Annotated in this window: 22 protein-coding genes; 17 read left to right on the forward strand and 5 right to left on the reverse strand. The window is 56.3% G+C overall.

What is annotated here, in order from left to right; translation table 11 throughout:
- Window positions 1-23 precede the first annotated feature (23 nt).
- Window positions 24-926 carry a helix-turn-helix domain-containing protein gene (locus MQW23_RS10525; protein ID WP_252108048.1) on the reverse strand — a complete coding sequence of 301 codons (903 nt, stop codon included), beginning with the start codon at window positions 924-926 and terminating at the stop codon, window positions 24-26.
- A gap of 161 nt (window positions 927-1,087) precedes the next feature.
- On the opposite strand from MQW23_RS10525, the gene pobA reads away from it, so the two are divergent.
- From pobA to MQW23_RS10550, 5 genes are all read left to right on the forward strand, one after another.
- Window positions 1,088-2,272: a 4-hydroxybenzoate 3-monooxygenase gene (pobA, locus tag MQW23_RS10530; protein WP_252108049.1), complete on the forward strand. Its 1,185-nt coding sequence runs from the start codon at window positions 1,088-1,090 to the stop codon at window positions 2,270-2,272.
- 210 nt (window positions 2,273-2,482) lie between these two features.
- Window positions 2,483-3,469: a Bug family tripartite tricarboxylate transporter substrate binding protein gene (locus tag MQW23_RS10535; RefSeq protein WP_396240045.1), complete on the forward strand. Its 987-nt coding sequence runs from the start codon at window positions 2,483-2,485 to the stop codon at window positions 3,467-3,469.
- 84 nt (window positions 3,470-3,553) lie between these two features.
- Window positions 3,554-4,054, forward strand: coding sequence for a tripartite tricarboxylate transporter TctB family protein (locus MQW23_RS10540; protein WP_252108051.1), 501 nt, complete (start codon window positions 3,554-3,556; stop codon window positions 4,052-4,054).
- Window positions 4,055-4,087: 33 nt separating this feature from the next.
- The gene (locus MQW23_RS10545) at window positions 4,088-5,587 is read left to right on the forward strand and encodes a tripartite tricarboxylate transporter permease (RefSeq protein ID WP_252108052.1); all 1,500 of its coding nucleotides are present in this window, start codon (window positions 4,088-4,090) and stop codon (window positions 5,585-5,587) included.
- Window positions 5,588-5,639: 52 nt separating this feature from the next.
- Window positions 5,640-6,860 carry a CaiB/BaiF CoA transferase family protein gene (locus MQW23_RS10550; RefSeq protein ID WP_252108053.1) on the forward strand — a complete coding sequence of 407 codons (1,221 nt, stop codon included), beginning with the start codon at window positions 5,640-5,642 and terminating at the stop codon, window positions 6,858-6,860.
- A 5-nt stretch (window positions 6,861-6,865) separates the two neighbouring features.
- Here MQW23_RS10550 and MQW23_RS10555 read toward each other — a convergent pair whose 3' ends face one another.
- Genes MQW23_RS10555 through MQW23_RS10570 form a run of 4 tightly spaced genes read right to left on the reverse strand, consistent with a single transcriptional unit; the run spans window position 6,866 to window position 9,605 of the window.
- On the reverse strand, window positions 6,866-7,579 hold the full coding sequence (locus MQW23_RS10555) for an SDR family NAD(P)-dependent oxidoreductase (protein ID WP_252108054.1): 714 nt from the start codon (window positions 7,577-7,579) through the stop codon (window positions 6,866-6,868).
- Between the two features lie 45 nt (window positions 7,580-7,624).
- A complete protein-coding gene (catC, locus tag MQW23_RS10560; protein WP_252108055.1) occupies window positions 7,625-7,915 on the reverse strand; it encodes a muconolactone Delta-isomerase in 291 nt (96 codons plus the stop codon).
- Between the two features lie 30 nt (window positions 7,916-7,945).
- Window positions 7,946-8,242 (reverse strand): YciI family protein, encoded by a 297-nt coding sequence (locus MQW23_RS10565; RefSeq protein WP_252108056.1) that lies wholly within the window; start codon window positions 8,240-8,242, stop codon window positions 7,946-7,948.
- A 28-nt stretch (window positions 8,243-8,270) separates the two neighbouring features.
- The gene (locus MQW23_RS10570; RefSeq protein WP_252108057.1) at window positions 8,271-9,605 is read right to left on the reverse strand and encodes a short-chain fatty acid transporter; all 1,335 of its coding nucleotides are present in this window, start codon (window positions 9,603-9,605) and stop codon (window positions 8,271-8,273) included.
- 227 nt (window positions 9,606-9,832) lie between these two features.
- Here MQW23_RS10570 and MQW23_RS10575 point away from each other — a divergent pair, with 227 nt between their 5' ends.
- The 12 genes from MQW23_RS10575 to MQW23_RS10630 all read left to right on the forward strand — a co-directional run bounded on the left by MQW23_RS10575 (window position 9,833) and on the right by MQW23_RS10630 (window position 22,523).
- Window positions 9,833-10,759 (forward strand): 3-hydroxyacyl-CoA dehydrogenase NAD-binding domain-containing protein, encoded by a 927-nt coding sequence (locus tag MQW23_RS10575; protein WP_252108058.1) that lies wholly within the window; start codon window positions 9,833-9,835, stop codon window positions 10,757-10,759.
- Entirely contained in the window at window positions 10,746-11,786 is a 1,041-nt protein-coding gene (locus tag MQW23_RS10580; protein ID WP_252108059.1) for a cyclase family protein, read from the forward strand. Before MQW23_RS10575 ends, MQW23_RS10580 begins: the two co-directional genes overlap by 14 nt.
- Window positions 11,787-12,493: 707 nt before the next feature.
- The gene (locus MQW23_RS10585) at window positions 12,494-13,993 is read left to right on the forward strand and encodes an SLC13 family permease (protein ID WP_252108060.1); all 1,500 of its coding nucleotides are present in this window, start codon (window positions 12,494-12,496) and stop codon (window positions 13,991-13,993) included.
- A gap of 297 nt (window positions 13,994-14,290) precedes the next feature.
- Window positions 14,291-15,340 (forward strand): TRAP transporter substrate-binding protein, encoded by a 1,050-nt coding sequence (locus MQW23_RS10590; RefSeq protein ID WP_264297483.1) that lies wholly within the window; start codon window positions 14,291-14,293, stop codon window positions 15,338-15,340.
- Between the two features lie 66 nt (window positions 15,341-15,406).
- Complete coding sequence (locus MQW23_RS10595) at window positions 15,407-15,883, forward strand: TRAP transporter small permease (RefSeq protein ID WP_252108062.1); 477 nt, start codon at window positions 15,407-15,409, stop codon at window positions 15,881-15,883.
- Window positions 15,880-17,169 (forward strand): TRAP transporter large permease, encoded by a 1,290-nt coding sequence (locus MQW23_RS10600; RefSeq protein WP_252108063.1) that lies wholly within the window; start codon window positions 15,880-15,882, stop codon window positions 17,167-17,169. The genes MQW23_RS10595 and MQW23_RS10600 overlap by 4 nt, the downstream gene beginning before the upstream one ends.
- Window positions 17,170-17,268: 99 nt before the next feature.
- The gene (locus MQW23_RS10605) at window positions 17,269-18,429 is read left to right on the forward strand and encodes an amidase (protein ID WP_252108064.1); all 1,161 of its coding nucleotides are present in this window, start codon (window positions 17,269-17,271) and stop codon (window positions 18,427-18,429) included.
- The gene (locus tag MQW23_RS10610) at window positions 18,410-19,555 is read left to right on the forward strand and encodes an acyl-CoA dehydrogenase family protein (RefSeq protein ID WP_252108065.1); all 1,146 of its coding nucleotides are present in this window, start codon (window positions 18,410-18,412) and stop codon (window positions 19,553-19,555) included. Before MQW23_RS10605 ends, MQW23_RS10610 begins: the two co-directional genes overlap by 20 nt.
- Before the next feature lie 36 nt (window positions 19,556-19,591).
- Complete coding sequence (locus MQW23_RS10615) at window positions 19,592-19,936, forward strand: IacB protein (RefSeq protein ID WP_252108066.1); 345 nt, start codon at window positions 19,592-19,594, stop codon at window positions 19,934-19,936.
- A gap of 65 nt (window positions 19,937-20,001) precedes the next feature.
- The gene (locus MQW23_RS10620) at window positions 20,002-21,276 is read left to right on the forward strand and encodes an aromatic ring-hydroxylating oxygenase subunit alpha (protein ID WP_252108067.1); all 1,275 of its coding nucleotides are present in this window, start codon (window positions 20,002-20,004) and stop codon (window positions 21,274-21,276) included.
- Window positions 21,277-21,279: 3 nt separating this feature from the next.
- Complete coding sequence (locus MQW23_RS10625) at window positions 21,280-21,765, forward strand: aromatic-ring-hydroxylating dioxygenase subunit beta (RefSeq protein ID WP_252108068.1); 486 nt, start codon at window positions 21,280-21,282, stop codon at window positions 21,763-21,765.
- Complete coding sequence (locus tag MQW23_RS10630) at window positions 21,765-22,523, forward strand: SDR family NAD(P)-dependent oxidoreductase (RefSeq protein ID WP_252108069.1); 759 nt, start codon at window positions 21,765-21,767, stop codon at window positions 22,521-22,523. The genes MQW23_RS10625 and MQW23_RS10630 overlap by 1 nt, the downstream gene beginning before the upstream one ends.
- Window positions 22,524-22,525: the final 2 nt, after the last annotated feature.

The raw sequence follows: 22,525 nt of genomic DNA on the forward strand, positions 1-22,525 counted from the left end.
ATCGCAATCCCTGAATTATGGCACTACTCTGCGCGCTCTGAAAATTGGCGCTGTCGAAACGCGCGCGGGGCCAACGATGTATTGCGTTTGAAGAACCGGGTGAAGTAGGACGGCTCGGAGAAACCAAGGCCATCGGCGATCTCGGCGATGGTCATGTTGGTATAGGTGAGCTGGCGCTTGGCCTCCAGCAGCACCCGCTCGTGGAGTATCTGCAGGGCGCTCAGGCCCTCCTGCTGGCGGCACAAAAGGTTGAGGTGCGCGCGGCTGAGGCCAAGCTCGCCGGCCAGCGCCTCGATGCCGGGCTGCTCCTTGAAGCGCTGCTCGATTAGCGCGTGGAACTGTTCAAGGTGCTGGCGGCCCTTTTCGCGCGGTTTGGGCGCTAAACGCCGGGGCGCGGGTTTGCGCGGCAGTACCAGACGTTCGAGCTCGATGGCCAGTGCCTGGGCCAGCACCTCCAAAAGCTGTCGCCGTCCCGGCGCCGGGTGGCGATACTCACGGTCGATCTGCTCGACGAGTGTCACGATCTGCGCTCTATTGGCGGCGGTTTCAAGGGTGTAAAACCCTGGCTGCTTGAGCGCTCGGCCATCGTCCAGCGCGACTCCCAGATGGTCCGCCAGCGGTTGAGCCAGCGTCACGATGTACCCCGCCACGTCCGGCGAAAAACAGAATCCGTGAATCGTCATGGCCGGTACCACGATGACCCCCGCATCCCGCTGATAGTGGTGGGCTCCCTCCAGCTCCAGATCCACGCTGCCCTGCGTGACCAACAGTACGTGAACCAGATCGGTATGGCGGTGCGGGCGAATACGCCAGTCGTGCAGCCGGCTACGCTCAGGAATCGATTCGCAGTGCAAAAGATCCGGCGTGGGCCAGCGACTTGTTTCGCCGTAAAGCTTGAATACAGGAACGATGGAAGGCTGTGACATCGAGTGCTCCTGGCGCATTTGACTAAAGTCGATCATTTATACGCCAAAAATCCAGATAATAGGCGATATCCTGCCTTATCCCAGCGCTTCTTTCGATCAAAAATACAACTTATAGATCGTGTGGAACAGATCGTATAGAACACGCTTGGGGAGAACCTTCGATGAAAACACAGGTGGCGATTATCGGTGCCGGGCCGTCCGGTCTACTGCTGGGGCAGCTGTTGCAGCGCCAGGGAATCGACAACGTGATCCTCGAGCGGCGCAGCGGCGAGTACGTGCTGAGCCGTATCCGCGCAGGGGTGCTGGAGCAGGGCACGGTGGACCTTCTGCGTGAAGCCGGCGTCGACCGGCGCATGGATGAAGAGGGTCTGCCCCACGACGGCTTCGAGTTGGCTTTCGACAACCGCCGCGTGCGCGTGGCGCTGGACGAGTTGACTGGCGGCAGTCGGGTGATGGTTTACGGTCAGACCGAGGTAACGCGCGATTTGATGGCGGCTCGCGACGCCGCCGGGGCTACCACGTTCTATGAGGCGGACAACGTTCAGCTCTTCGATCTGGAAAGCGACGCGCCTTATCTCACCTTCGAGCATAACGGCGACACCCTACGGCTCGACTGTGACTACGTGGCCGGCTGCGACGGCTACCACGGCGTCTCGCGCCAGAGCATTCCCGGTGATCGCCTCACTGAGTTCGAAAAGGTTTATCCCTTTGGCTGGCTGGGGCTTTTATCCGACACGCCACCGGTGTCCGACGAGCTGATCTACGCCCGCCACGCGCGTGGCTTTAGTTTGTGCAGCATGCGCTCCGCTACCCGCAGCCGCTACTACCTGCAGGTGCCGCTGGATGAAAAAGTGGAGGACTGGTCCGATGAGCGCTTTTGGGAAGAGCTCAAGCGCCGCCTGCCCGATGAGGTGGCCAGCCAGCTCGTGACCGGGCCTTCCATCGAGAAGAGTATCGCGCCGCTTCGAAGCTTCGTGGTGGAGCCCATGCAGTTCGGCAAACTGTTTTTGGTCGGCGATGCGGCGCACATCGTCCCGCCCACCGGCGCCAAGGGGCTCAATCTCGCCGCCAGCGATGTGAATACGCTCTACCGGCTGATGGTGAAGGTCTACCAGGAAGGCCGCACGGATTTGATCGAGCGCTACTCACCGACCTGCCTGAAACGGATCTGGAAGGCTGAGCGCTTCTCCTGGTGGATGACCACCATGCTGCACAATTTCAACGACGAAGACAGTTTTGACAGCCGACTACGGCTCGCCGAGCTGGATTACGTCACAAGCTCCGAGGCAGGGCTCAAGACGATCGCCGAGAACTATGTCGGTTTGCCTTACGAGCCGCTCGAGTAGTGTTAGGTCATACATTCAAAGCAGGGCTGTCTTCTTTTTTGAATAGTTAATGCTTGCCGGAGCCAAGCGGTCTTCTCAGTATGCTTGGCAAGCTGCTACTAAAGTTGTGTTTTTTAGCAGTAGAGTAACGCAGTACCCTATTTGTATGGAATGCGAATATATGTACGAATAGCGAACACCTCGGCAGTTACGCATAGGAAGAAGACCATGATGAAAAAGTTTTTAACCGTCAGTTCCTGGGCTGCCTGCGGCAGTGCCATGCTGATTTCCGCCTCCTTTTCGACCGCTGCTGTCGCTGACTGGCCAACGAAGGATGTTAGGCTCGTCGTACCCTACGCGCCGGGCGGAACCACCGATGTACTGTCCCGCCGTGTCGCTGATCTGCTGAGCGATGAACTGGACGCCAACGTCATCGTCGAGAATCGTCCCGGCGCTGGTTCAACGGTCGGTACTGGCCGTTTGGCGCGCGGCGGCCGTGATGCCGATCATACACTATTGATGGCCTCTCCGGGGCATACGATTGGTGCCGCTATTTATCCCAACCTGTCTTATGACCCTGTCGAAGATTTCACCTTCATTCAGAATGTTATCGACATTCCCAACGTCATGGTGGTGCCGGCGGACAGTCCCTATCACTCGGTCATCGAGTTCATCGAGGCCGCCCAGGATCAGGACATGGCCTTCAGCCACAGCGGTGTAGGCAGCTCCATCCACATGTCCGGTGAGCTGTTCAAAACGCTGACGGGATCTAAAATGACCGCCGTGCCTTTCGCAGGCAGCGGTGCATCGCTCCCCGCCTTGCTGGGCGGCGATGTCGACGTTTCCTTCGAGAACATGCCGACGGTCTACTCGCATATCAAATCGGGCGATTTGCGCGCGCTTGCTGTTACCTCCGAGGAGCGTTCTCCGTACCTACCGGACGTACCCACGCTTTCTGAAATCGGCGAATACAACCTGGATCAGTTCGTGACGACCGCCTGGTTTGGTTTGATTGCGCATAACTCGTTCCCCGAAGAGGGTTATGACACCTTGAAAGCGGCACTGGACGAGGTCATGGAGCGTCAGGAATTCCTCGACTTTGCAGAGCAGTTGGGCGCCCAACCGGGGCAGGTCGAAGGTGAAGAGTTCAAGCAGTTTGTCATCGATGACTTGGCACGCTGGCAGGAGGTTGCCGAGCAGGCAGGCATCAGCCAGTAAACGCTTGTTGGTAGAACAAGGGCGAAGGTCGCAACGGCCTTCGCCTTTCTTGCTTACTTTAACGTGTCTCCCTAGGAGGCAGTTATGTCGTTCTCCGGTCCCAATGTCGTGAAAAAGATCAAAGATTCTCTGGATTTTATCACCGGCGTCATACTGCTGGTGATTTCGCTTGTCCTGGCGCTCTATCTCGTACCTAACTATATCGGTGAGCCTCCCATTCTTCAGAACCCGATGATGTCGCCCAAGTGGCTACCCAACATCGTCAGCTGGTTGATGTTTGCTTTCTCCATTCTGCTGATCCTGCAAGGGGTTCTGGTTCACCAGGATGGCGAAAACGATGAGCGAAAACTGGTGAAAGGGCCTCTGCGTCGTTTCATCATCATGCTGGTCGCCGTATTGATCTACATTCTTTTTTTCGAGTCACTGGGGGCGATCGTGACCGGCATTTTGGCGACCGTTCTCCTGTTTCTGGCTCATCCCGTCAGAACCTGGTGGGCGTATGGCTTTGCCATCGCTTTTCCCGTTGGCGTGACGTTGCTCTTTGTCAACGTGATGAATGTTCCTCTTCCGTTGATGCCCCTCTAAAGACGCGACAGCAACGTACGGCTTAGGTGATTTATGGAAAACTTCTCGGAAGTCTTACAGTTATTTTTGAGCATCGATAATTTCATCGCGATTGCGCTGGGTGTCGTCATCGGTGTCACCGTCGGCTCGATTCCCGGTCTCACGGCTACCATGGCGGTGGCGCTGGCTTTGCCTTTCACCTTTTCGATGCAGCCGGTCGCCGCTATTCTGCTGCTCGTGGGTATCTATAAGGGCGGCATGTACGGCGGGTCGATCACGGCCATATTGATTCGAACACCAGGCTCTCCTGCCTCGGCCTGCACTCTGCTTGATGGCTATCCCATGGCGCAGCAGGGTAATGCCAAAAAGGCGCTGAAAACGGCGCTTTTCTCCTCGGTCATCGCCGACTTTATCTCCAATATCGCCCTGATCTTCTTTGCCGCGTACCTGGCCAAAATAGCGCTCAATTTTGGCGCGCCGGAATTCTTCTGGCTGATCTGCTTCTCTCTGACCATCATCATCTCGCTGGCCAGCGGCTCCATGGTGAAAGGGCTGTTGGCTGCCTTAATGGGCATCCTTTTGTCGCTAGTGGGGCTGGATTCAGTCTTCGGTTCGCAGCGTCTTACCTTTGGCAACTACAACCTGATGGATTCGATCTCCTTCATTCCGCTGTTGATCGGTCTGTTTGCCATACCGGAAATACTGGAATTCTATAGAAAGAAGATCGTGCCTCACATCAAGGCCAAGGCTAGCGGTGCGGGCATGACCCTGGCAGAGTTGAAGCGCAGCCTGAAAAGCATCATCCGGGGCAGCTTGATCGGTGTACTGATCGGCGCCATCCCTGGCACAGGTGCAACGGCCGCTGCTTTCATATCCTACAGCGATGCTCGGCGGCGCTCGCCCAACAAGGCCAACTTCGGCAAGGGTGAAGTCGAGGGTGTAGCCGCTGCCGAAGCGGGCAACAACGGGGTTGCGGGCGCCACGCTGATTCCTCTGCTGTCGCTGGGGATTCCCGGCGATGTCATTACCGCCATCATTCTGGGCGCCTTCATGGTGCATGGTTTGACTCCCGGGCCCATCATGTTCCAGGAGAACCTCTCGCTGATCTACGCCTTGTTCCTGGGCATCATGTTCAGCTCGCTCATCCTGCTGGTCGTCGGTAATGCGGCCATCAAGTACTTTTCGCTCATTGCTGATATTCCCAAGTCCATCCTGTTCCCAATCGTGTTGATGTTCTGTGTTTATGGCGCCTACGCGGTCAACAATTCGACCTTCGATATCTGGCTCATGCTGGTATTCGGGTTGGTGGGCTATCTCTTCAATCGTTCGGGCATACCTGCCGCGCCTTTTTTGATCGGCTTTATTCTAGGGCCAATGTTCGAGGATAACCTTCGACGTTCGCTGTTGATCAGTCACGGGGATCTATCGGTTTTCGTTCGCGGACCTATCACCTGGTTCTTCATCGCGCTGACATTCGGGTCCATCGCCTATGCGCTGTTCAAGTTCTTTCAGGAGCGGCGCGCGGCTGGCAAGGACAGGCAGCTGGAGTCGTGAGCGTTTCAGGATGGCCTTTGGGCCATGATCATCATCAAGCAGGGGAGCGTCCATGGCTGGACCTTTGAAAGGAGTGCGGGTACTCGACTTGAGCCGGGTGATGGCCGGCCCCTGGTGTACGCAGATACTGGCGGACATGGGCGCCGAGGTGATCAAGATCGAGCGCCCCGTGCTTGGCGACGATACGCGCCACTGGGGGCCACCCTGGTGGCAGGGTGAGGGGCAGTCGCCGCCCCAGTCGGCTTACTATCTTTCGGCCAATCGGGGCAAGCACTCGGTCACGGTCGATATCGCTAGACCGGAAGGCCAGGCCCTGCTCCATGAACTCGCCGAGCAGTGCGATATCGTCGTGGAGAATTTCAAGACGGGTGGGCTTGCGAGCAAGCGGCTCGACTACGCGAGTCTAGCGGCGATCAATCCGGCCATTATTTACTGCTCGGTCACCGGGTTCGGGCAGACCGGCCCTATGGCCAGCATGGCGGGCTACGACTATCTCATCCAGGCGCAGGCGGGGCTTATGAGTATCACCGGTGTGCCGGACGATGAGCCGGGCGCCGGGCCGCAGCGCGTGGGCATGGCGGTAGCGGACCTGACCACGGGCATGAACGCCGTCATTGCCATACTCGGTGCCTTGCATCACCGCCACCAGACCGGCGAAGGCCAGCATATCGACATGGCGCTGCTAGACGTGCAGGTGAGCTGGCTTGCCAACCAGGCGTTGAATTACTTCTGTAGCGGCACGCCCCCGAAACGTACCGGGGAATACCACCCTAATTTGGTTCCCTATCAGCCGTTCCCTACCGCGGGCGGCGAGAAAGTCATTATCGCAATCGGTAACGATGGCCAGTTCCAGCGTTTCTGCAACGCCGTCGGCTTGGCCGAGGTGGCCCATGATCCACGCTTTGCCACTAACCCCATGCGGGTTCAGCATCGCGAAGCGCTGGTGGCCATCATCCGCCAAGTGACGCAGAGCTTTGATAGCGCGGCGTTGACGGAGCTCTTGCAGTCTATCAGTGTCCCCTGCGGCCCCATTCAAGACATCGCGCAGGTCTTCGAGGACGAGCAGGTAAAAGCCAGGGGAATGAAGGTGGATGTGCCGGGCGCCTTTGGAAGCGTGCCCGGCGTTGCCAACCCCATCAAGTACTCCAAAACGTCGCTGAGCTACACCAAGGCACCGCCGGCGCTTGGTGAAGATACGCGGGACGTGTTGGGCCGCCTGCTGGGCAAGAGCGACGAAGCGATTCGCCGCTTACAGGAGAGTGGCGTCGTGTAGGCGGCTTAGCCGACGGTGACACCGCCGCAGACGAAAAGTGTCTGGCCGGTAATGAAGCCGCTGCGCTGGTCACAGAAGAAGCTGACTGCCTGGGCGACCTCTTCGGGCTGGCCCATACGCCGTAGGGGAATGTTATCGATGATGCGCCGCGCGCGCTCGGAGTCACGCGGGTTGTTCTCCCAGAACGCCGTGGTGGCGATCGGCCCCGGTGCGACGCAGTTCACGGTAATGCCATCCTGGGCAAGCTCCAGCGCCCAAGTGCGTGCCATGGCCTGTACGGCGCCCTTGGTGGCGCTGTAGAGGGTTCTGGCTTCCTTGCCCAGCACCACGCGACTGGCGTTGAAGACGATACGGCCTTCCCCGCTTTCTCGCAGCTTGGGCAAGAGCGCCTTGGTACAGACCAGCGCCGCGCGCACGTTCAAGTGCATCAGCTTGTCGAAATCGTCGATGTCGGTATCGTCCAAAAGCGCCGGTGCCACAATGCCGACGTTGTTCACCAGGCAGGTTACGGGGAGATCCTGAGTCACCTTCAACAAAAGTTCCTGGGTCGCGCTGGCGTCTGAAAGGTCGACCTGGTAGGCGTACTCCTTCAGCGACGGGGCGTCGGGTTCGACGATATCGAGCACGATGACGCGGTAGCCATCCTGCTGAAGACGCAGGGCGATCGCCTGACCGATATTGCGGGCGCCGCCTGTCACGACAGCAAAGGGAGTCGTCATACAGTGCTCCTGATCAGTAAGTGAAAAAACAGACAAGACCGCCGTTTAGCGATCATCTTCCCGGATAGAGGAGGGGTGGCGGCACAGCGGTCTCACCGTGATGGCCATGTAAGGGAAAAGCGGTAGTCCGGACAGCAGCTCGTGCAGTTCTGCGTTGCTTTCCACGTCAAAGATACTGACGTTGGCGTAGCTGCCCGCTATGCGCCACAGGTGGCGCCACTTGCCTTGGGTTTGGAGCTGCTGGGCATACGCCTTCTCCCGAGACTTGATCTCGTCGGCCATGTTGGAAGGCATGTCGTTGGGAAGTTCTACCACCATTTCCACGTGAAATAGCATGGGGGGCTCCGTCTTGGGGCTATACCGGGTTTATAGATGACAAATGCCGTTTAGGTAGGCCTTACGCCAGCGACAGATGACGACGCGCTCGAAAAGGCCTGCCTGGCTAAACGGGTCTTCGTCGATCAGGGCCTGGGCATGCTCGCGCGTTTCGCAGTCGACCAAGTAAAGCCCGCCAGTAGCGTGGGCGCCGTCATCGGATAGCTTGGCACCGCATGCCAGCAGGCGTTCCTTGTGGGTTTCGAGGTAGGCCAAGTGGGCATCACGCACCTCGAGGCGCAGCGTATGCTGGCCGGGCTTGTCGAAAGTTTCGATCATGTAGGGCATCGTCACTGCTCCTGTCGTTCGGTGTTTATCAGGCGCCCAGATAACCCCAGAGCCATACCGCGCCCACGAAGATGATGCCCAGGTACATGAGGATCAATACCATGTAGCCCATCACGTCGCGCAGTTTTAGACCCGAAATGGCCAGGACGGGAAGAATCCAGAATGGCTGAACCATGTTGGTCCACTGGTCACCGATCTGTACCGCCAGCGCCGTTGCGGCATGGGACGCGCCCAGCTCGGTGGCCGCCTCGATCATGACTGGGCCCTGCACCGCCCATTGACCGCCGCCGGAAGGCGCGAGGATATTGATGACGCCGCCGCTGACGAACGACCAGATGGGCAGGGTGGTCGCGCTTGAAATATCCACGAAGAGGTTGGCAAAGCTCACCATCAGCCCCGAGCCCACCAGAATACCCATGATGCCAGCGTAGAAGGGGTACTGAATGATGATACCCGATACGATGCGTACGCCATCGTTGAGCGCGGCCAGGTATTGGGCGGGTGATGCGAACAGCAGGATACCGAGAAAGACGAAGGTGAAGTTGACCGTATTGAGGTTCAGCGATCCGCCATCCAGGCTGTAGAGCACAACGTAAAGCATACCCAGCAGACCGATGCCGATGCCAACGATCCGGCTATGGTTGAGACGTTCGGCAAGCGTCGCGTCTCGGGTATCGCCCAGTGTCGGTGCTGCCGGTTTCTCGACGGCACCAGGGTCGATCTCGATGATATCCTCAGGGCGCTTAGGGTGCAGCCAAGCGTTGAACAGCGGCAGCGTCACGATGATGAGCGCGCTGGTAATGAGCAGAATCGGCGAGAAGATGGTTTGCGAAAGCGGCACCAGTCCCATCTCGTCTTGCAGGAAATGCCCCTCGGTGGCGATCAGCAGCGGTACGCTGCCGGAAAGCCCGATGCCATAAAGGGCAAAGCCGGAGTAAGCCGCGGCGATAACCAGAGGGTAATGCAGGCCTCTGACCTTCACCGCCAGTTTTTGAGCCACGATACCCCCGATCACTAAGCCAAACCCCCAGTTGAGCCAGCTGCCGACCCCGCCGACCAGGGTGGCCACGACGATGGCGGCAAAGGGCGTGGTGACAAGGCCCGCGATGTGATCGAGAAGGCGATCGACCAGCGGTGTCTTGGCGAGGATGTAGCCCGCCAGCAGAATGACAGTCATCTGCATGCTGAACGCAAGCAGGCCCCAGAAGCCATCGCCCCAGAAGCGCGTAGCGGCGAATACCGACGTTCCCTCCACGAGCATGGCAAGCACGATGGTCACGGCCGTCAAGAGGACGGCAATCACCAGAGGGTCGGGCATATAGCGGCTGACCAGTCGCGTAAAGAAGTTGGCCATAGCCTGCATGGCGATTCTCCGAGTGTTGAGATACTTTAATTGTGCGTATAGCGTACTTGTGTTCGCATGGTGGTGATGATTGAGCTTATTAAGCGGGCTAACAATGCGACGTTAGTCGCAAGCTGCTCGCCAGTCAGGCCGTGAGGTTGATTCGGCGAGTTCATGAAAAGCGGACAAGGGCCGGCATCGACGACGCTGGTCAGGTTTTGCACGACATCGACAATGAGGCAGAAGAAATGACGCAATCGGTTGATCGCGTAGTGATCGTGGGCGCCGGTACCATGGGCGTGACGCTTGCCAAGCTGATGCTGGCACATCGTATATCGGTACGGATGATCGACACTCATCACGCCGCTCTCGAGCGTTGTCGCCAGGCAATCGACCTGGCGTTTTCCGATGCTGCCACGCCAGTAGGCAAGCTCGAGGTACAGACGGGCTGGTCCCGAGAGGGCAATGACACCATTGTCATCGAGAGCGTGACGGAAAATCTGGCGATCAAGCGTGTGGTGATTGCCGAGGCCGAAGCGAACTGTGGTACCGGTACGCTGATCGTCACTAACACCTCGGGGCTTGCGATCGACGCGATTGGCCAGGACATGCGTCACCCCGAGAGGCTGGCCGGGGCGCATTTCTTCAATCCGGCGGATCTGATCCCCGCCGTGGAGGTCATTCCCGGCGCCGCCACTACATCGTCTGCGATCCACCGGACCTGTGATTTTCTGACACGCATCGGTAAGCGCCCGGCGGTGCTCAAGCAAAGCGTTCCCGGCTTTGTGGCCAATCGTATTCAGCACGCCATCATGCGTGAGTGTCTTTCCCTGCTGGAAAAGGGAGTGGTGGACGCGAAGGCGCTGGACGAGATCGTCCAGTTCTCCATCGGCGTTCGTTTGGCGCTCAATGGACCTCTCATGCAGCGTGATCTGAACGGGCTCGATACGCATTTGAATATTGCCCGCTATCTCTACGAAGATCTGGAAGATACCCATACCCCGTCCCGGCTGCTGGAAGAGCACGTAGCGAAGGGATGGCTAGGCATCAAGTCGGGACGTGGTTTTTACGAATGGGATCAGGCGGGTACCCGGCAAACGACGCGTGAAGCGCTGGAGCGTGTGATCTCATTGGCCATGGAACAGAAAGGGGGCGAAGGCAATGAAAATGTCTGAATCGACGGCGCGCTGGCAACAGCGCCCCGAAGGCTCCAACTGGGGCGATTTCGGGCCTGACGATGAATTGGGCCGGGCCAATCTGCTTACCGCGGAGCAGGTGCTGAAGGGCGCCAGGGAGATCGTAACCGGCAACGTGTTCACGCTCTCATTACCGCTGGACCTTCCCGGAGGAAGTGCGCTGAATCCTCGTCGCTTCCCGCCCAGGCTGTCACCCACTCGGCTAGGGGAGGATCAGTATCTCAACTTTGCACTTTCCAACCTTCGCCCGGGCCTTGTCGATGTCATCAGCGACGATGCGGTGCTGCTGTCGCTTCAGTACTCCTCCCAGTGGGATTCGCTGGCACACGTGGGGGCCCTATTCGACGCCAACGGCGATGGCAAAGCCGAGCGGTGCTACTACAACGGCTATCGTGCCGAAGAGCATATACAGGGCCCTGGTAACGCCGAGGATATGGAGAGCCCATCCCGAGCCAAGCGCCTCGGGGTGGAAAACATGGCGATGCACGGCATGCAGGGGCGAGGCGTGCTCGTGGACTTGGCGCGTGTATTCGGTCCCGGCCGCACGCTGGTGGGGTATCACGAACTCATGCATGCACTGGAAACGCTGGGCGTGACGGTAGAGGCCGGCGATATGCTGGTGATGCGCACGGGTTTCGCCGAAGAAATCGTCAAAATGAACGGCTCACCGGATCTGGACACGCTCAAGCGTACCGGCGCCGTACTGGACGGCAGAGACAAGGCGCTGCTCGAATGGATCAGCGATAGCCAGATATCCGCGCTGTGCGCCGATAACTATGCGGTCGAAAATGCCGATCATGAACTAACCGAGACTGACTGCTGCAAGCTGCCGCTGCACCACCACTGCCTCTTCAAGTTGGGACTGCCGTTGGCCGAGCTTTGGCACTTGGGGCCGCTGGCCGAGTGGCTGCACGCGCACCGGCGTACACGTTTCTTTCTGACCGCGCCGCCCTTGCGGCTACCGGGGGCCATCGGCTCACCAGTAACGCCGGTGGCGACCGTCTGAGGCTAGCGTTGTGGCAGGCGTCCGCGTATTTCTTCGAGCAGGCTCAAGCACAGTCCTTGGCCTGCTGAAAAGGTGCATGAGCCGATCCAGCACTCAATCGAATTCACCTCGATGCCTTCTTTGGTGTCTCCTTGTACTTGTCGAGTATGTCGCGGTCGCTATCGCGCATGGTTCGTATGGCCTGGGTGCTGAACACTTTCTCACAGGAGCAGCACTTCGATATCCATCTGCAACTGGCCGAACTGGTTTACGTTACAAGCTCCTGGGGAGCTTAAGACCATCGCGAAGACCCATATGGGGTTGCTTTATGAGTCGCTCGAGTAGTGTTAAGTCATGCTTGAGCGTTCGCTTGGGTATGGCATGCTGATTTCACTTGCCAGGAAAACCTATGGTGTTAACCACAAATCAGGCGCGTTTATAGTGATGGTCAACACGACCGTACAAGGCGCTATAGGCGTCTTGAAATCCATTAGTCGTAAATAGTACTTGGCAGCGATTCTTTTGAAACATGTTCTGATGGGGGCATCGTTGCGACAACGCCATGCTCGTTAGCTGTTTTTCTAACTAAACTATGTTTTTAACACGCAAATACTGAGATGTTCATCGTGAACTTGCTCAATCGGGTATATAACACTACCTGATAGGTATTGGTTCTCAAGAAAGCCAAGCGCAACAATTGTGAGTGTGAAAATTATCAGGAACCTCGCATGTCGCACTCTCACGTAACGGCCAACGGTGACTCCAGTACCGATATCTCACCTTTCAGGCCTCTGTCACTTTTGCTGGGTGTTGCGGTGAGTTTAGCCATATTTTTCTTGCTACCAGACACCTTGGCATTCAATGCGCGGTTGGTCGCGGCCATCGCCATGTTGATGGCGGTTTGGTGGATGACAGAAGCTATTCCTATTCCAGCGACATCGCTTTTGCCGCTTGTCCTGTTCCCTTTCTTTGGCATTGCCTCTATTTCGGCGACGGCTTCGCCCTACGCGCATAGCATTGTGTTTCTTGTGTTGGGAGGCGTGCTGCTGGGTCTCGCGACACAGCGCTGGAATCTGCACCGTCGCTTTGCCTTGCTGACGGTGCTCACTGTAGGCACTAAGCCTGCGCAAATTGTCTTTGGACTGATGTTCGCCAGCTGGTTTATCACCATGTGGGTGAGCAACACCGCTACTGCGGTGATCATGGTGCCGATCGGTGGCTCGATCATTGCGCTGGTTAAATCGTTGGGCAATGGCGACGATACGCCTAAATTCTCCGCCGCCGTGTTGTTGGGGATCGCCTACGCCATCACCATTGGATCGATGGCAACATTGATCGGCCAACCGCCCATGGCACTAATGCGTGCCTATATGGAAGATACTCACGGAGTCAGTATTGGATTCGGGCACTGGATGCTGCTGGGTGTGCCTTTCTCGACAGCCATGTTGATCGCCGCCTGGTTTGTACTCACCAAGCTAGTGTTTCGCGCTGAAGTCGAGGACATTCAGGGCGGGCGGGCTATGATCGAGGCCCAGCTTAAGGAGATGGGTCGGCTTTCTGTGGAAGAAAAGCGCGTGCTGATGGTATTCGCCGGGGCGGTGTTTTTCTGGGTTTTTGTTCCACTACTCGGCAAGCTTGCAGTCGTGCAATCAGCGCTGCCGTGGCTTGCCAATATCAATGACACCAGCATTGCCATTCTGGCGGCATTACTGATGTTCATCATCCCGGCCACCAAAGGCCAAGGGGCGCTATTAGAGTGGTCGGCAACGCGCGATGTGCCTTGGGGCGTTCTGATTCTGTTTGGCGGTGGTTTGACGCTTTCTGCTCAGTTCACCGCAACGGGGCTAAGCGTTTGGATTGGCGAGAGCGTGTCCGGACTCGCTGGCTTGCCACCGATTTTAATTCTTTCGATAACGGCTCTGGTCATTATTTTGTTAACCGAGCTGACCAGTAATACCGCTACCGCAGCTGCTTTTTTCCCCATTATGGGTGCGATTGCCACGGGGCTGGGCATTGATCCATTCTTGATGACGATAGTCGTCACCTTTGCAGTGAGCTGTGCTTTTATGCTGCCGGTCGCGACACCCTCTAACGCGGTTGCGTTTGCGACGGGGGATTTGCCGATTAAAAACATGATTCGTGCAGGTGTTTGGTTAAATGTAATTGGCTTACTGTTGATTATTGGAGCACTTTATACGTTGATACCCCTTGTTTTTAGCGTCATATAATAAAAGCTAAAAAATAGAATTGTTTGATAAAAGCATCTTCCGAAAGGTGCATCCAGCTCGCCCATGACTCTATTTGGTGCATCTGATGAGCGAAAAGGGTTAAAAAAACAATTTTTCCAAAAATTAATCTCTTTACATTTAATAATAAACTTATGATTTGTTGAGGATTTTTGAGTTTGGCCTTGATTTTGCAGTAAAACGCTTAGCATTTACTTTATTTTTCATGTGATGTTGAATGTTTTTTTGCTTGATGTTACATGTATATCCAGTAAAAAAATAAAATAGAGGTCGTGACCTATGATAAATAAGCCGCTTCAACTACTCAAAAAAACTTATAGCCAGCAGTGGAAGCTGCGAGTAGGAGTTGGGTGCGCTGGGCTATTGTTTAGCGCTTGCACTATTGCTGAAGAAATAAACTTAAACTATGCGTTTTTCGCGCCAGCGCAGACATTCCCGGCTGTGCAAATGGAACGTTGGGCCACGCTTCTCAACGAGCGAACCGATGGGCAAGTTTCGGTCAATACGTTTCCGGGTGGGACGCTGCTTAGTGCTTCAAACATGTACGACGGTGTTTTGAATGGTGTCGTCGATATCGGACTTTCAGCGACTTCCTATGAGCCCGGTCGTTTTCCGCTCATTAACCTCGTTGGCAGTATAACGGGTATTGAGGTTAATTCACGCGTGGCGAGCCAAGCACTCTTTGATCTGATCGGTGAATTTCCGGCCGAAGAAACAGGGCTTGAGGGGTTCAAGGTTATAACGGCGTTCACGTCCGAACCTGGCTATTTGCATACTCAGGCACCAGTGACATCGCTTGAACAGTTCGAAGCACAAGAGATACGCGTTCCGGGAGATAGTACAGCAGTTGTTCAAGCACTGGGTGGAATACCCGTGGGTCTGACGCAGTCTGAAACGGGTGAGGCGCTTCAGGCTGGTATCGTGAGCGGCTACGTGGGTTCTCGCGAAACCCTAATGGATCTGCAGTATGCACGTAACGTTAGCTATGTTACCGATTACCCTCTCACCAATGTCGTCTTCGTCGCTGTCATGAATCAACAGCGTTGGGATTCCTTGCCCGATAATGTAAAGCAGGAAATCGATGCTTTGGGGGCGGAAATGGCTTCCTTCGCGGGTGGCTATCTGGATGAGCATATTCAGGAGTCGCTCGCTTGGGCGGCAGACAAATATGATGTCGAGCAACTGACACTCGAGGATAGTGAAGCGCAGCGCTGGTCTGATCTATTGCAGCCTCTGAACGAGGACAGGCTGAACGATGTGGCGTCTAAGGGGCTTCCGGCATTCGAGCTATATGATCGTTACCTTGAGCTAATCAACGAATATCAATAATGGTGCAGCTAATGCATTCCGCGACGGCTCGGCACGTGTTTATTGATTATTCGAGGAGGCTCGCATATGGATAGGGTAAATCGGTTGGTTAGTTTGTTGCTGCTTTATATCGCCGGTGCGGCACTGTTGATGATGGTATTTATCGTTGTAGGCAATATCGTCATGCGCCAAATTAGTGCCTCTTTCGGTGGGACTACAGAGGTAGTGGGATGGTTAACCGCTATCGTCGTCGCACTCTCTTTGGCCTATTCCCAACGTGTTAAAGCGCATGTAGAGCTGGACCTACTTGTTGCTCACTTTCCGCTACGTATTCAAGCCATTTTAACCGTAGTGGTGGCACTGACTAGCTTTCTTTTCTTTACCGTCGTGGCTTGGAAGTTATGGGAGTATGGGGTTAATGCCATGCAGCGGGGCTCTTTGTCACAAACGCTGCGCGTGGCTATCTATCCCTTTGTATATCTGGTCGCGTTGGGTTTTTCAGCCTTCTGCCTTGTGCTGTTCGCTGACTTTATAAGCAGTTTTAAAAAGGTGATAACGCAATGAGTATGACGATGGTAGCCCTGATAGGAATACTTTGTCTGTTTTTGCTCATTCTTTTAAGAATGCCTATCAGCTTTGCCATGTTCTTAGTGGGCTTTTTTGGCATGCTGTATATGACAAGCCCTATTGCGGCTTATAACGTTATTAGCTCGGGAATATGGGAGCAGCTGTCAAGCTACTCTTTAAGTGTCATTCCCCTGTTTATTTTTATGGGTGAGCTACTGTTTCGCTCAGGAATTACGGAGAAAATATTTGCCTCGGCCTATGCCTGGATTGGCCACTTGCGCGGTTCCATGGCAACTACCACGATCTTGAGTAGTGCCGGGTTTGCGGCCGTCAGTGGTTCGAACACGGCAACAGCCGCCACGGTCGGCACCATCGCGCTACCGGAGATGAAAAAGTTCGGTTATAACCGCGCGTTGAGTGCCGGAAGCGTGGCGGCAGGCGGCACACTTGGCGTCATTATCCCGCCGAGCTCAGTACTCATCGTCATTGCCTTGCAGGCTGAGCTTGCTATCCGCGATCTCTTTCTCGCCAGCATCGTACCAGGGCTCATTCTGGTAGTGCTGTTCATTGCCATGATCGTACTAATCTGTCGCTTGAAACCTCACATGGGACCTCAGGGAAGTCGTTCTTCCTGGTCCGTGCGGTGGCGCTCATTAAAGGGGGTCATCGAGGTCGCCGTACTGTTCATGCTGGTGCTGGGCGGGCTCTTTGCTGGATGGTTTACCTCGACGGAGGCGGCGGCGGTTGGCTGCGTCGGTGCCATGCTGATCACCTTAGTGCAGGGTAAGCTGAGCTGGACCGTTCTTCAGGAGGCCGTGGCCAACGCATTGAAATCCTCCGCCATGATTTTGATGTTGATCGCGGGTGCGGTGATTTTTGGTCGCTTTTTGACCATCACTCGACTGCCCTACATGGTCGGTGAGTGGGCTGCCGCACTACCTTTACCTGCCATATTAGTTATGGCCTTTATTCTGCTTATCTACATTATCGGCGGCGCTCTGATGGATGCGATGGGATTTTTGATTATATCGATTCCCATCTTTTTTCCAGTGGCGATGGCACTTGGATATGACCCGATCTGGTTCGGCGTTGTGGTGTGCATCGTGACCAGTATGGGAGCGATTACGCCGCCAGTGGGCGTGAATGCCTTTATTGTTAAAAGCTTGGACGACGAGTTACGCATGGGCGAAACCTTTCGCGGTGTCGGGTACTTTCTACCGCCTTATATCCTGTGTATTGCTTTATTGCTGGCCGTTCCTCAGTTGGTACTGTTCATCCTTTAACGTTTATTAAGGGTGAGATTGGCAGTCACTAAAAATGGCTTGGTAAGTCGGTTTAGATACTTGAATTTTCATGTGATATGTCTACAGAGGCGATCTAACATGACAGTAATTACTTCAGCCGTAGATCTGGGGCAAGGCGGTAAACGCGTTGTCGTCAAGGATACGATCGATATTGAGGGATTGCCTACGATGGCTGCTTCGGCGGCGCTGGCCGAGATCGCGCCGGCATCCCGACATGCGGATATCGTTGCACGCACCCTTCAGGCAGGCTACCACATTGTCGGTAAAGCCAATTTGCACGAGCTGGCATTTGGCATGACCGGAGTGAACGCTTGGACAGGCACACCGGAAAACCCCGGTTATCCGGATTTGGTTACCGGTGGTTCTTCCAGTGGCTCGGCGGCCGCCGTTGCGGCAGGACTGGCCGATATCGGTATCGGCACCGACACCGGTGGCTCCATTCGCGTACCCGCGGCCTGCTGCGGCGTTTACGGCCTGAAACCTACTTTCGGGCGTCTGAGTCGGGAAGGCATCATGCCCGCGGTGAGCAGCCTCGACTGTGTTGGCCCCTTGACGGCAAATTTGCAGGATTTGATCGACTTCATGGCGGCGGTAGATCCCACCTTCTCGGTGGCGCCAGCCGGGGAGTTAGGCTCGTTGGGAGTTATAGACGTCGATGCCGAATCGTCCATTCTGAATGGGCTTGGGCAGCAGCTCGACCAAGCCGAGGCCAAGCAAGAGAGCGTGGCCTTACCGCTGATGGCCGAAGCCTTTCATGCGGCCATGACGGTCATCAACCGGGAAACCTATCTTGCCTGTGAAGCGCTGCTGGGCAGCGGCAAAATTGGAGACGATGTTGCCAAGCGTTTGAACGCGGCGGCTTCAACGTCTGATACAGAGCTTGCCGAAGCCGAGCGAGTCCGCCATGCCTTCACCGCCGAAGTCGACCGCTTGTTGATGCGTCATGACTATCTGGTTCTGCCGACCCTACCGCATTTTCCGATGAAAGCAAGCGAGGCGTTGGCAGGTCGTCAGGATTTGAACATCTCGCTTTTCGTGCGTCCTTTCAACCTCTCTGGCCATCCCGCTTTATCCATTCCTTTGCCGCCGTATCAGGGGCTTCCCGTTTCCATGCAGGTGATAGGGCGTGGCGGTGACGATGCGGGTGTATGTCGTGCCAGCTGGCAACTGATGCAACAGGGAATGCCACTGGAGGCAACCTTCAAACAAGGAGACAAGCATGCCGCAGTACGTCGATAAAGAACAGTGGGGAGGCAAGGCCCGTTTTGACGCATTGCTTGGTGATATTCGCGCTCGACGTGAGGAGATCGAGGCGCTACGCCACCTTCCCTCGGATATCATCGACCAATTCAAGGCCATTGGCGTCTACCGTGCGATGGTGCCTGCTCGATTCGGTGGTGATGAAAAGTCCCCGGCGGAATTTCTTCGCATGGTTGAAGCGATTTCAACCGCCGATGGATCGGCTGGCTGGGTAGCCAGTTTCGGCATGAGCCCCGCCTATCTTGCCGCCTTGCCTGAAAGCACGCTAGAGGAAGTTTGGCGGGAGAGCCCGGATGTAGTATTTGCCGGGGGTATCTTTCCACCGCAGCCTGCCGAGCGTACCGAGCGCGGCTTCAAGGTGAGCGGTCGCTGGAAGTTTGCCAGCGGTTGTATGGGCGCATCGCTTTGTGGCGTGGGCATTCTACCCGAGGAGCAGGGCGCGCTGCCGCGGATGGCGGTAATGCCTCGCTCTCAAGTCCAGATCGATCCGACCTGGAACATGATCGGAATGGTGGGCACCGGCAGTCATGATCTTGTGGTCGAGAATGTCGAAGTGCCCGAAGAGTGGACCTTCGTTCGGGGAGGTAAACCCACCATCGACGGCCCTTTCTTTCGCTATCCATCGCTTTCGTTTGCCGCCCAAGTGCTCTCGGTCACCACGCTTGGAATGGCTCGAGAGGCGCTCGATATCGTGCGGAATTCGGTGAAGGGGCGAAAATCGATCACCGGTGCGCCTAACCTTGGCGAGCGCGAGTACGCGCAGATTGCGATTGCCAAGGCGGAAGCTCGGGTGCAGTCGGCTCGCCACTTTTTCTATAAGAGCACGGATGATGCTTGGCAAGCCATCGAGCAAGGCGGTGTTCCAGATCGCGATCAGGTCAACCTGTTGCGGTTATCCACCACCCACCTGACGCACGAATGCGCCGACGCTATCCAATCGCTCTATCGCATCAGCGGAATGAGCGGTGCCGACAACGCTCACCCGTTATCGCGCATCCTGCGTGACTCTCAACTATGCACTCAGCATGCCTTCATGGGCGAGGTGACCTGGAAGAATGCGGGCGCCATTTTCTTCGGACACGATCCGTTACCGGGCTATCTGTAGCCGACTTTTGACCCACTCATTACGGAGAACATCATTATGCAACGCGTACTTTTCTGTATCGGTATCAACCAGAACTTCATGAATGCCACCGCCGACGAAGGTAAGCAGGTCTGGCAGGCCTTCAGTCAGATGATGCAAGGCATCGATAATCTGCCCGGCGTCACTATCCTGGGCATCATGGATGATGACCGCATTATGGTCGGCCCTTCCGCTACGGCTCCTTGGACGGCGTACATCATGGCCGATGTACCGGACTACGATACGGTCGTCGAGGCCTGCAACTTCTTCCGTACCACGCCCGTCGGTGATGGCACCTACAAACTCTGGAAATACGCTCGCGTTGAAGCGCGAATTGGTCGCGAACTGGTCGTTCCCGAATAACTGTCGCTTTCCAACGAGCAGGCTTGGCATATAAGGCCGCCAGTTAACGCTATCAGGAGAAGATCGTGAACCAGCTGATTGATATCAAGAATATTACTTTGGACCCGGAGCGGTTGGTCGAGAGCGACAAGGTGGCATCAACGATGTACACCAGCGAAGTGCTTTTCGAGCAGGAGCAGGAGAAGATCTTTCGCAAGACCTGGGTGTGGGTCGCCCACGAGAGCGAAGTACCTGACAAGGGATCGTTCAAGCTCTCTACCGTCGGTCGCGAGCCGGTCATCGTCGTGCGTGATCGTAAGCAGAACATCCATGTAATGCTCAATCGCTGCAGGCATCGAGGCGCCACGGTGTGCGAGATCCACAAAGGAAAGACCTCCTCTTTCCAGTGCCCTTACCATGGCTGGGGATACGGGCTTGATGGCAGTCTGCGGGCCATTCCACACCCCGAACAGTACGGAGAGGCGTTTGACAAGGCTCAGCATAGTCTCTTCTCCCTACGCACCGAGACCTATAACGGCATGATCTTCGCCACCTTCAACGATGATATCGAGCCGCTCGAGGAGTTTCTCGGTGCTGCCAAAAAGTGGATCGATCTTTTCATGAAGCAAGGTGGCGGCTACCCGGTGAAAACCATGGGTGAGCACCAGTTCTCGGTCCCCATGAACTGGAAAGTACAGCTCGAGAACACCACCGATGCCTATCACTTTCCCATCGTACACAAATCCTTTTTGCAGTCGCTCGATGCCGAAGCCGAAGACACATTCACCTTTCTAGACGGTGAGGGGTTTGTGGAAGATTTAGGCAACGGGCACTCCGTGATGGTCATGATCCCCGAACTGGTTGACCTTGAGGCGGATCTGGAGCGCAAGATCCCGGAGCGCTTCGAGGAACTGGCTGACGAGCTGCGCGCCGAGGGCTACCCGGACGACCAGGTCCGCCGCATCGTCAGGGCAGTCGGCGGTTCTGGCTTCAACCTCAATCTCTTTCCCAATGTGGCGTGCTCGATGGCGTTTTTCCGAGTGTTGACGCCGGTTGCCGTGGACAAGACCGATATCCGCCATATTGCCTTGGGTATGGAGGGGGGGCCCGACGCGGCCAACCGTCTACGCCTGCGTTTGCACGAGCACTTCCAGGGGCCCATGGGCTTCGGCTCTCCCGACGATGCGGAGGTTTGGGAGCGCATTCAGCGCGGCGTCGAGGGCGGCACCGAACTGCCGATCCTGGTAAACCGCGGGATTGAGAAAGAAGAGCAGGGTGAGGCCGGACCGCGTGGTCATGTATCGGATGAGACGGGCATGCGCGCCGCTTATGGCATGTGGAAACGGATGATGCAGGAGTAAGACATGAACAATGCCGAACACGACAATTTGCTATGGCGAGTCACGCAGTTTCTGTGGAACGAAGCGGCCATGCTCGATGCAAAAGAGTATGACGCTTGGCTGGCGCTATGGCAGCCCAAGGGGCTCTACATCATTCCTATCGAGGAAGCCGAGAACTACGCCGACGTCCTCAACCTCTGTTACGACGACGATAAAATGCGGCGCGACCGTATCAAGCGGTTCCAGGATGGCTTCTCGATTTCATCGGCACCGCCTGCGGTTACCGTGCGGACGTTGTCGCGCTTTGTAATCGAAGCGGTCGACGGTCAAACGGTTACGGTCTCCTGCGCCCAGCATCTGGTAGAAGACAAATTCGGCCGTCAGCGCCTTTGGGCCGCCAACGTGCGTTACACCCTGACCATCACTGACTCAGGCTTCACGCTCGAGGAGAAAGTGGTTCGCTTGCTCAACTCGGACGGAGTGCTGAATTCGTTCAGCTATTTATTCTGATGGCTACACCACTACCCGACAAGCTTCAAACCGCCGTTGTGACAGGGGGCGCTCGCGGTCTCGGCGTTCACATCGTGCGCGAGCTCCATCGCGCCGGATTTCGCGTCGTGATCACTGATATTGACCCCACTCCTGCTGAAGCGCTCGCCACCGAGCTGGATCTGGCGGGGGAAACCGCCGTGACTGCCACGCTGGATGTCGATAAGCCGGAAGACTTCCAATCGGTGCTGGATAAGGTCGTTGCACGATTCGGTAGCTGCGAAGTGCTGGTTAACAACGCCGCGCGCACGGCCGTGCAAGGGGTGCTCGATATCTCCCCGTCAGATTTCAACTCGGTCATGGCGACCAACGCCGGCGGTACTTTTGCAGGGTGTCAGGTCTTCGGGCGCCACTTCAAGAAAAACGGCTACGGTCGCCTTATCAATCTCGCATCGCTCGCGGGTCAGAATGGCGGCACCGCGACCGGTGCACATTACGCCGCATCCAAGGGCGCCATTCTGACGCTCACCAAGATTTTTGCGCGCGATCTCGCCAAGGATGGCGTGACGTGCAACGCCATTGCGCCGGGGCCGCTGGATACGCCCATGGTCCATGACGTGCTGGGTGACAATCTGGACAAGGCGCTTGCCAACATTCCGGTAGGGCAGTTGGGTGCTCCTGAGCTGGTGGCCCAAATGGTCGCTTTTTTGGCGAGCCCCCAAGCGGCCTTTGTTAACGGTGCTTGCTGGGATGCCAACGGCGGCATTTACATGCGCTGAGC

Source organism: Halomonas sp. S3-1-1 (assembly GCF_023757625.1).
GTDB lineage: Bacteria > Pseudomonadota > Gammaproteobacteria > Pseudomonadales > Halomonadaceae > Vreelandella.

What these genes read in the sequence shown, in the direction of transcription:
- MQW23_RS10525 (WP_252108048.1), bottom strand. Translation starts at nt 926, where the DNA reads ATGTCACAGCCTTCCATCGTTCCTGTATTCAAGCTTTACGGCGAAACA.
- pobA (WP_252108049.1), top strand. Translation starts at nt 1,088, where the DNA reads ATGAAAACACAGGTGGCGATTATCGGTGCCGGGCCGTCCGGTCTACTG.
- MQW23_RS10535 (WP_396240045.1), top strand. Translation starts at nt 2,483, where the DNA reads ATGAAAAAGTTTTTAACCGTCAGTTCCTGGGCTGCCTGCGGCAGTGCC.
- MQW23_RS10540 (WP_252108051.1), top strand. Translation starts at nt 3,554, where the DNA reads ATGTCGTTCTCCGGTCCCAATGTCGTGAAAAAGATCAAAGATTCTCTG.
- MQW23_RS10545 (WP_252108052.1), top strand. Translation starts at nt 4,088, where the DNA reads ATGGAAAACTTCTCGGAAGTCTTACAGTTATTTTTGAGCATCGATAAT.
- MQW23_RS10550 (WP_252108053.1), top strand. Translation starts at nt 5,640, where the DNA reads ATGGCTGGACCTTTGAAAGGAGTGCGGGTACTCGACTTGAGCCGGGTG.
- MQW23_RS10555 (WP_252108054.1), bottom strand. Translation starts at nt 7,579, where the DNA reads ATGACGACTCCCTTTGCTGTCGTGACAGGCGGCGCCCGCAATATCGGT.
- catC (WP_252108055.1), bottom strand. Translation starts at nt 7,915, where the DNA reads ATGCTATTTCACGTGGAAATGGTGGTAGAACTTCCCAACGACATGCCT.
- MQW23_RS10565 (WP_252108056.1), bottom strand. Translation starts at nt 8,242, where the DNA reads ATGCCCTACATGATCGAAACTTTCGACAAGCCCGGCCAGCATACGCTG.
- MQW23_RS10570 (WP_252108057.1), bottom strand. Translation starts at nt 9,605, where the DNA reads ATGCAGGCTATGGCCAACTTCTTTACGCGACTGGTCAGCCGCTATATG.
- MQW23_RS10575 (WP_252108058.1), top strand. Translation starts at nt 9,833, where the DNA reads ATGACGCAATCGGTTGATCGCGTAGTGATCGTGGGCGCCGGTACCATG.
- MQW23_RS10580 (WP_252108059.1), top strand. Translation starts at nt 10,746, where the DNA reads ATGAAAATGTCTGAATCGACGGCGCGCTGGCAACAGCGCCCCGAAGGC.
- MQW23_RS10585 (WP_252108060.1), top strand. Translation starts at nt 12,494, where the DNA reads ATGTCGCACTCTCACGTAACGGCCAACGGTGACTCCAGTACCGATATC.
- MQW23_RS10590 (WP_264297483.1), top strand. Translation starts at nt 14,291, where the DNA reads ATGATAAATAAGCCGCTTCAACTACTCAAAAAAACTTATAGCCAGCAG.
- MQW23_RS10595 (WP_252108062.1), top strand. Translation starts at nt 15,407, where the DNA reads ATGGATAGGGTAAATCGGTTGGTTAGTTTGTTGCTGCTTTATATCGCC.
- MQW23_RS10600 (WP_252108063.1), top strand. Translation starts at nt 15,880, where the DNA reads ATGAGTATGACGATGGTAGCCCTGATAGGAATACTTTGTCTGTTTTTG.
- MQW23_RS10605 (WP_252108064.1), top strand. Translation starts at nt 17,269, where the DNA reads ATGACAGTAATTACTTCAGCCGTAGATCTGGGGCAAGGCGGTAAACGC.
- MQW23_RS10610 (WP_252108065.1), top strand. Translation starts at nt 18,410, where the DNA reads ATGCCGCAGTACGTCGATAAAGAACAGTGGGGAGGCAAGGCCCGTTTT.
- MQW23_RS10615 (WP_252108066.1), top strand. Translation starts at nt 19,592, where the DNA reads ATGCAACGCGTACTTTTCTGTATCGGTATCAACCAGAACTTCATGAAT.
- MQW23_RS10625 (WP_252108068.1), top strand. Translation starts at nt 21,280, where the DNA reads ATGAACAATGCCGAACACGACAATTTGCTATGGCGAGTCACGCAGTTT.
- MQW23_RS10630 (WP_252108069.1), top strand. Translation starts at nt 21,765, where the DNA reads ATGGCTACACCACTACCCGACAAGCTTCAAACCGCCGTTGTGACAGGG.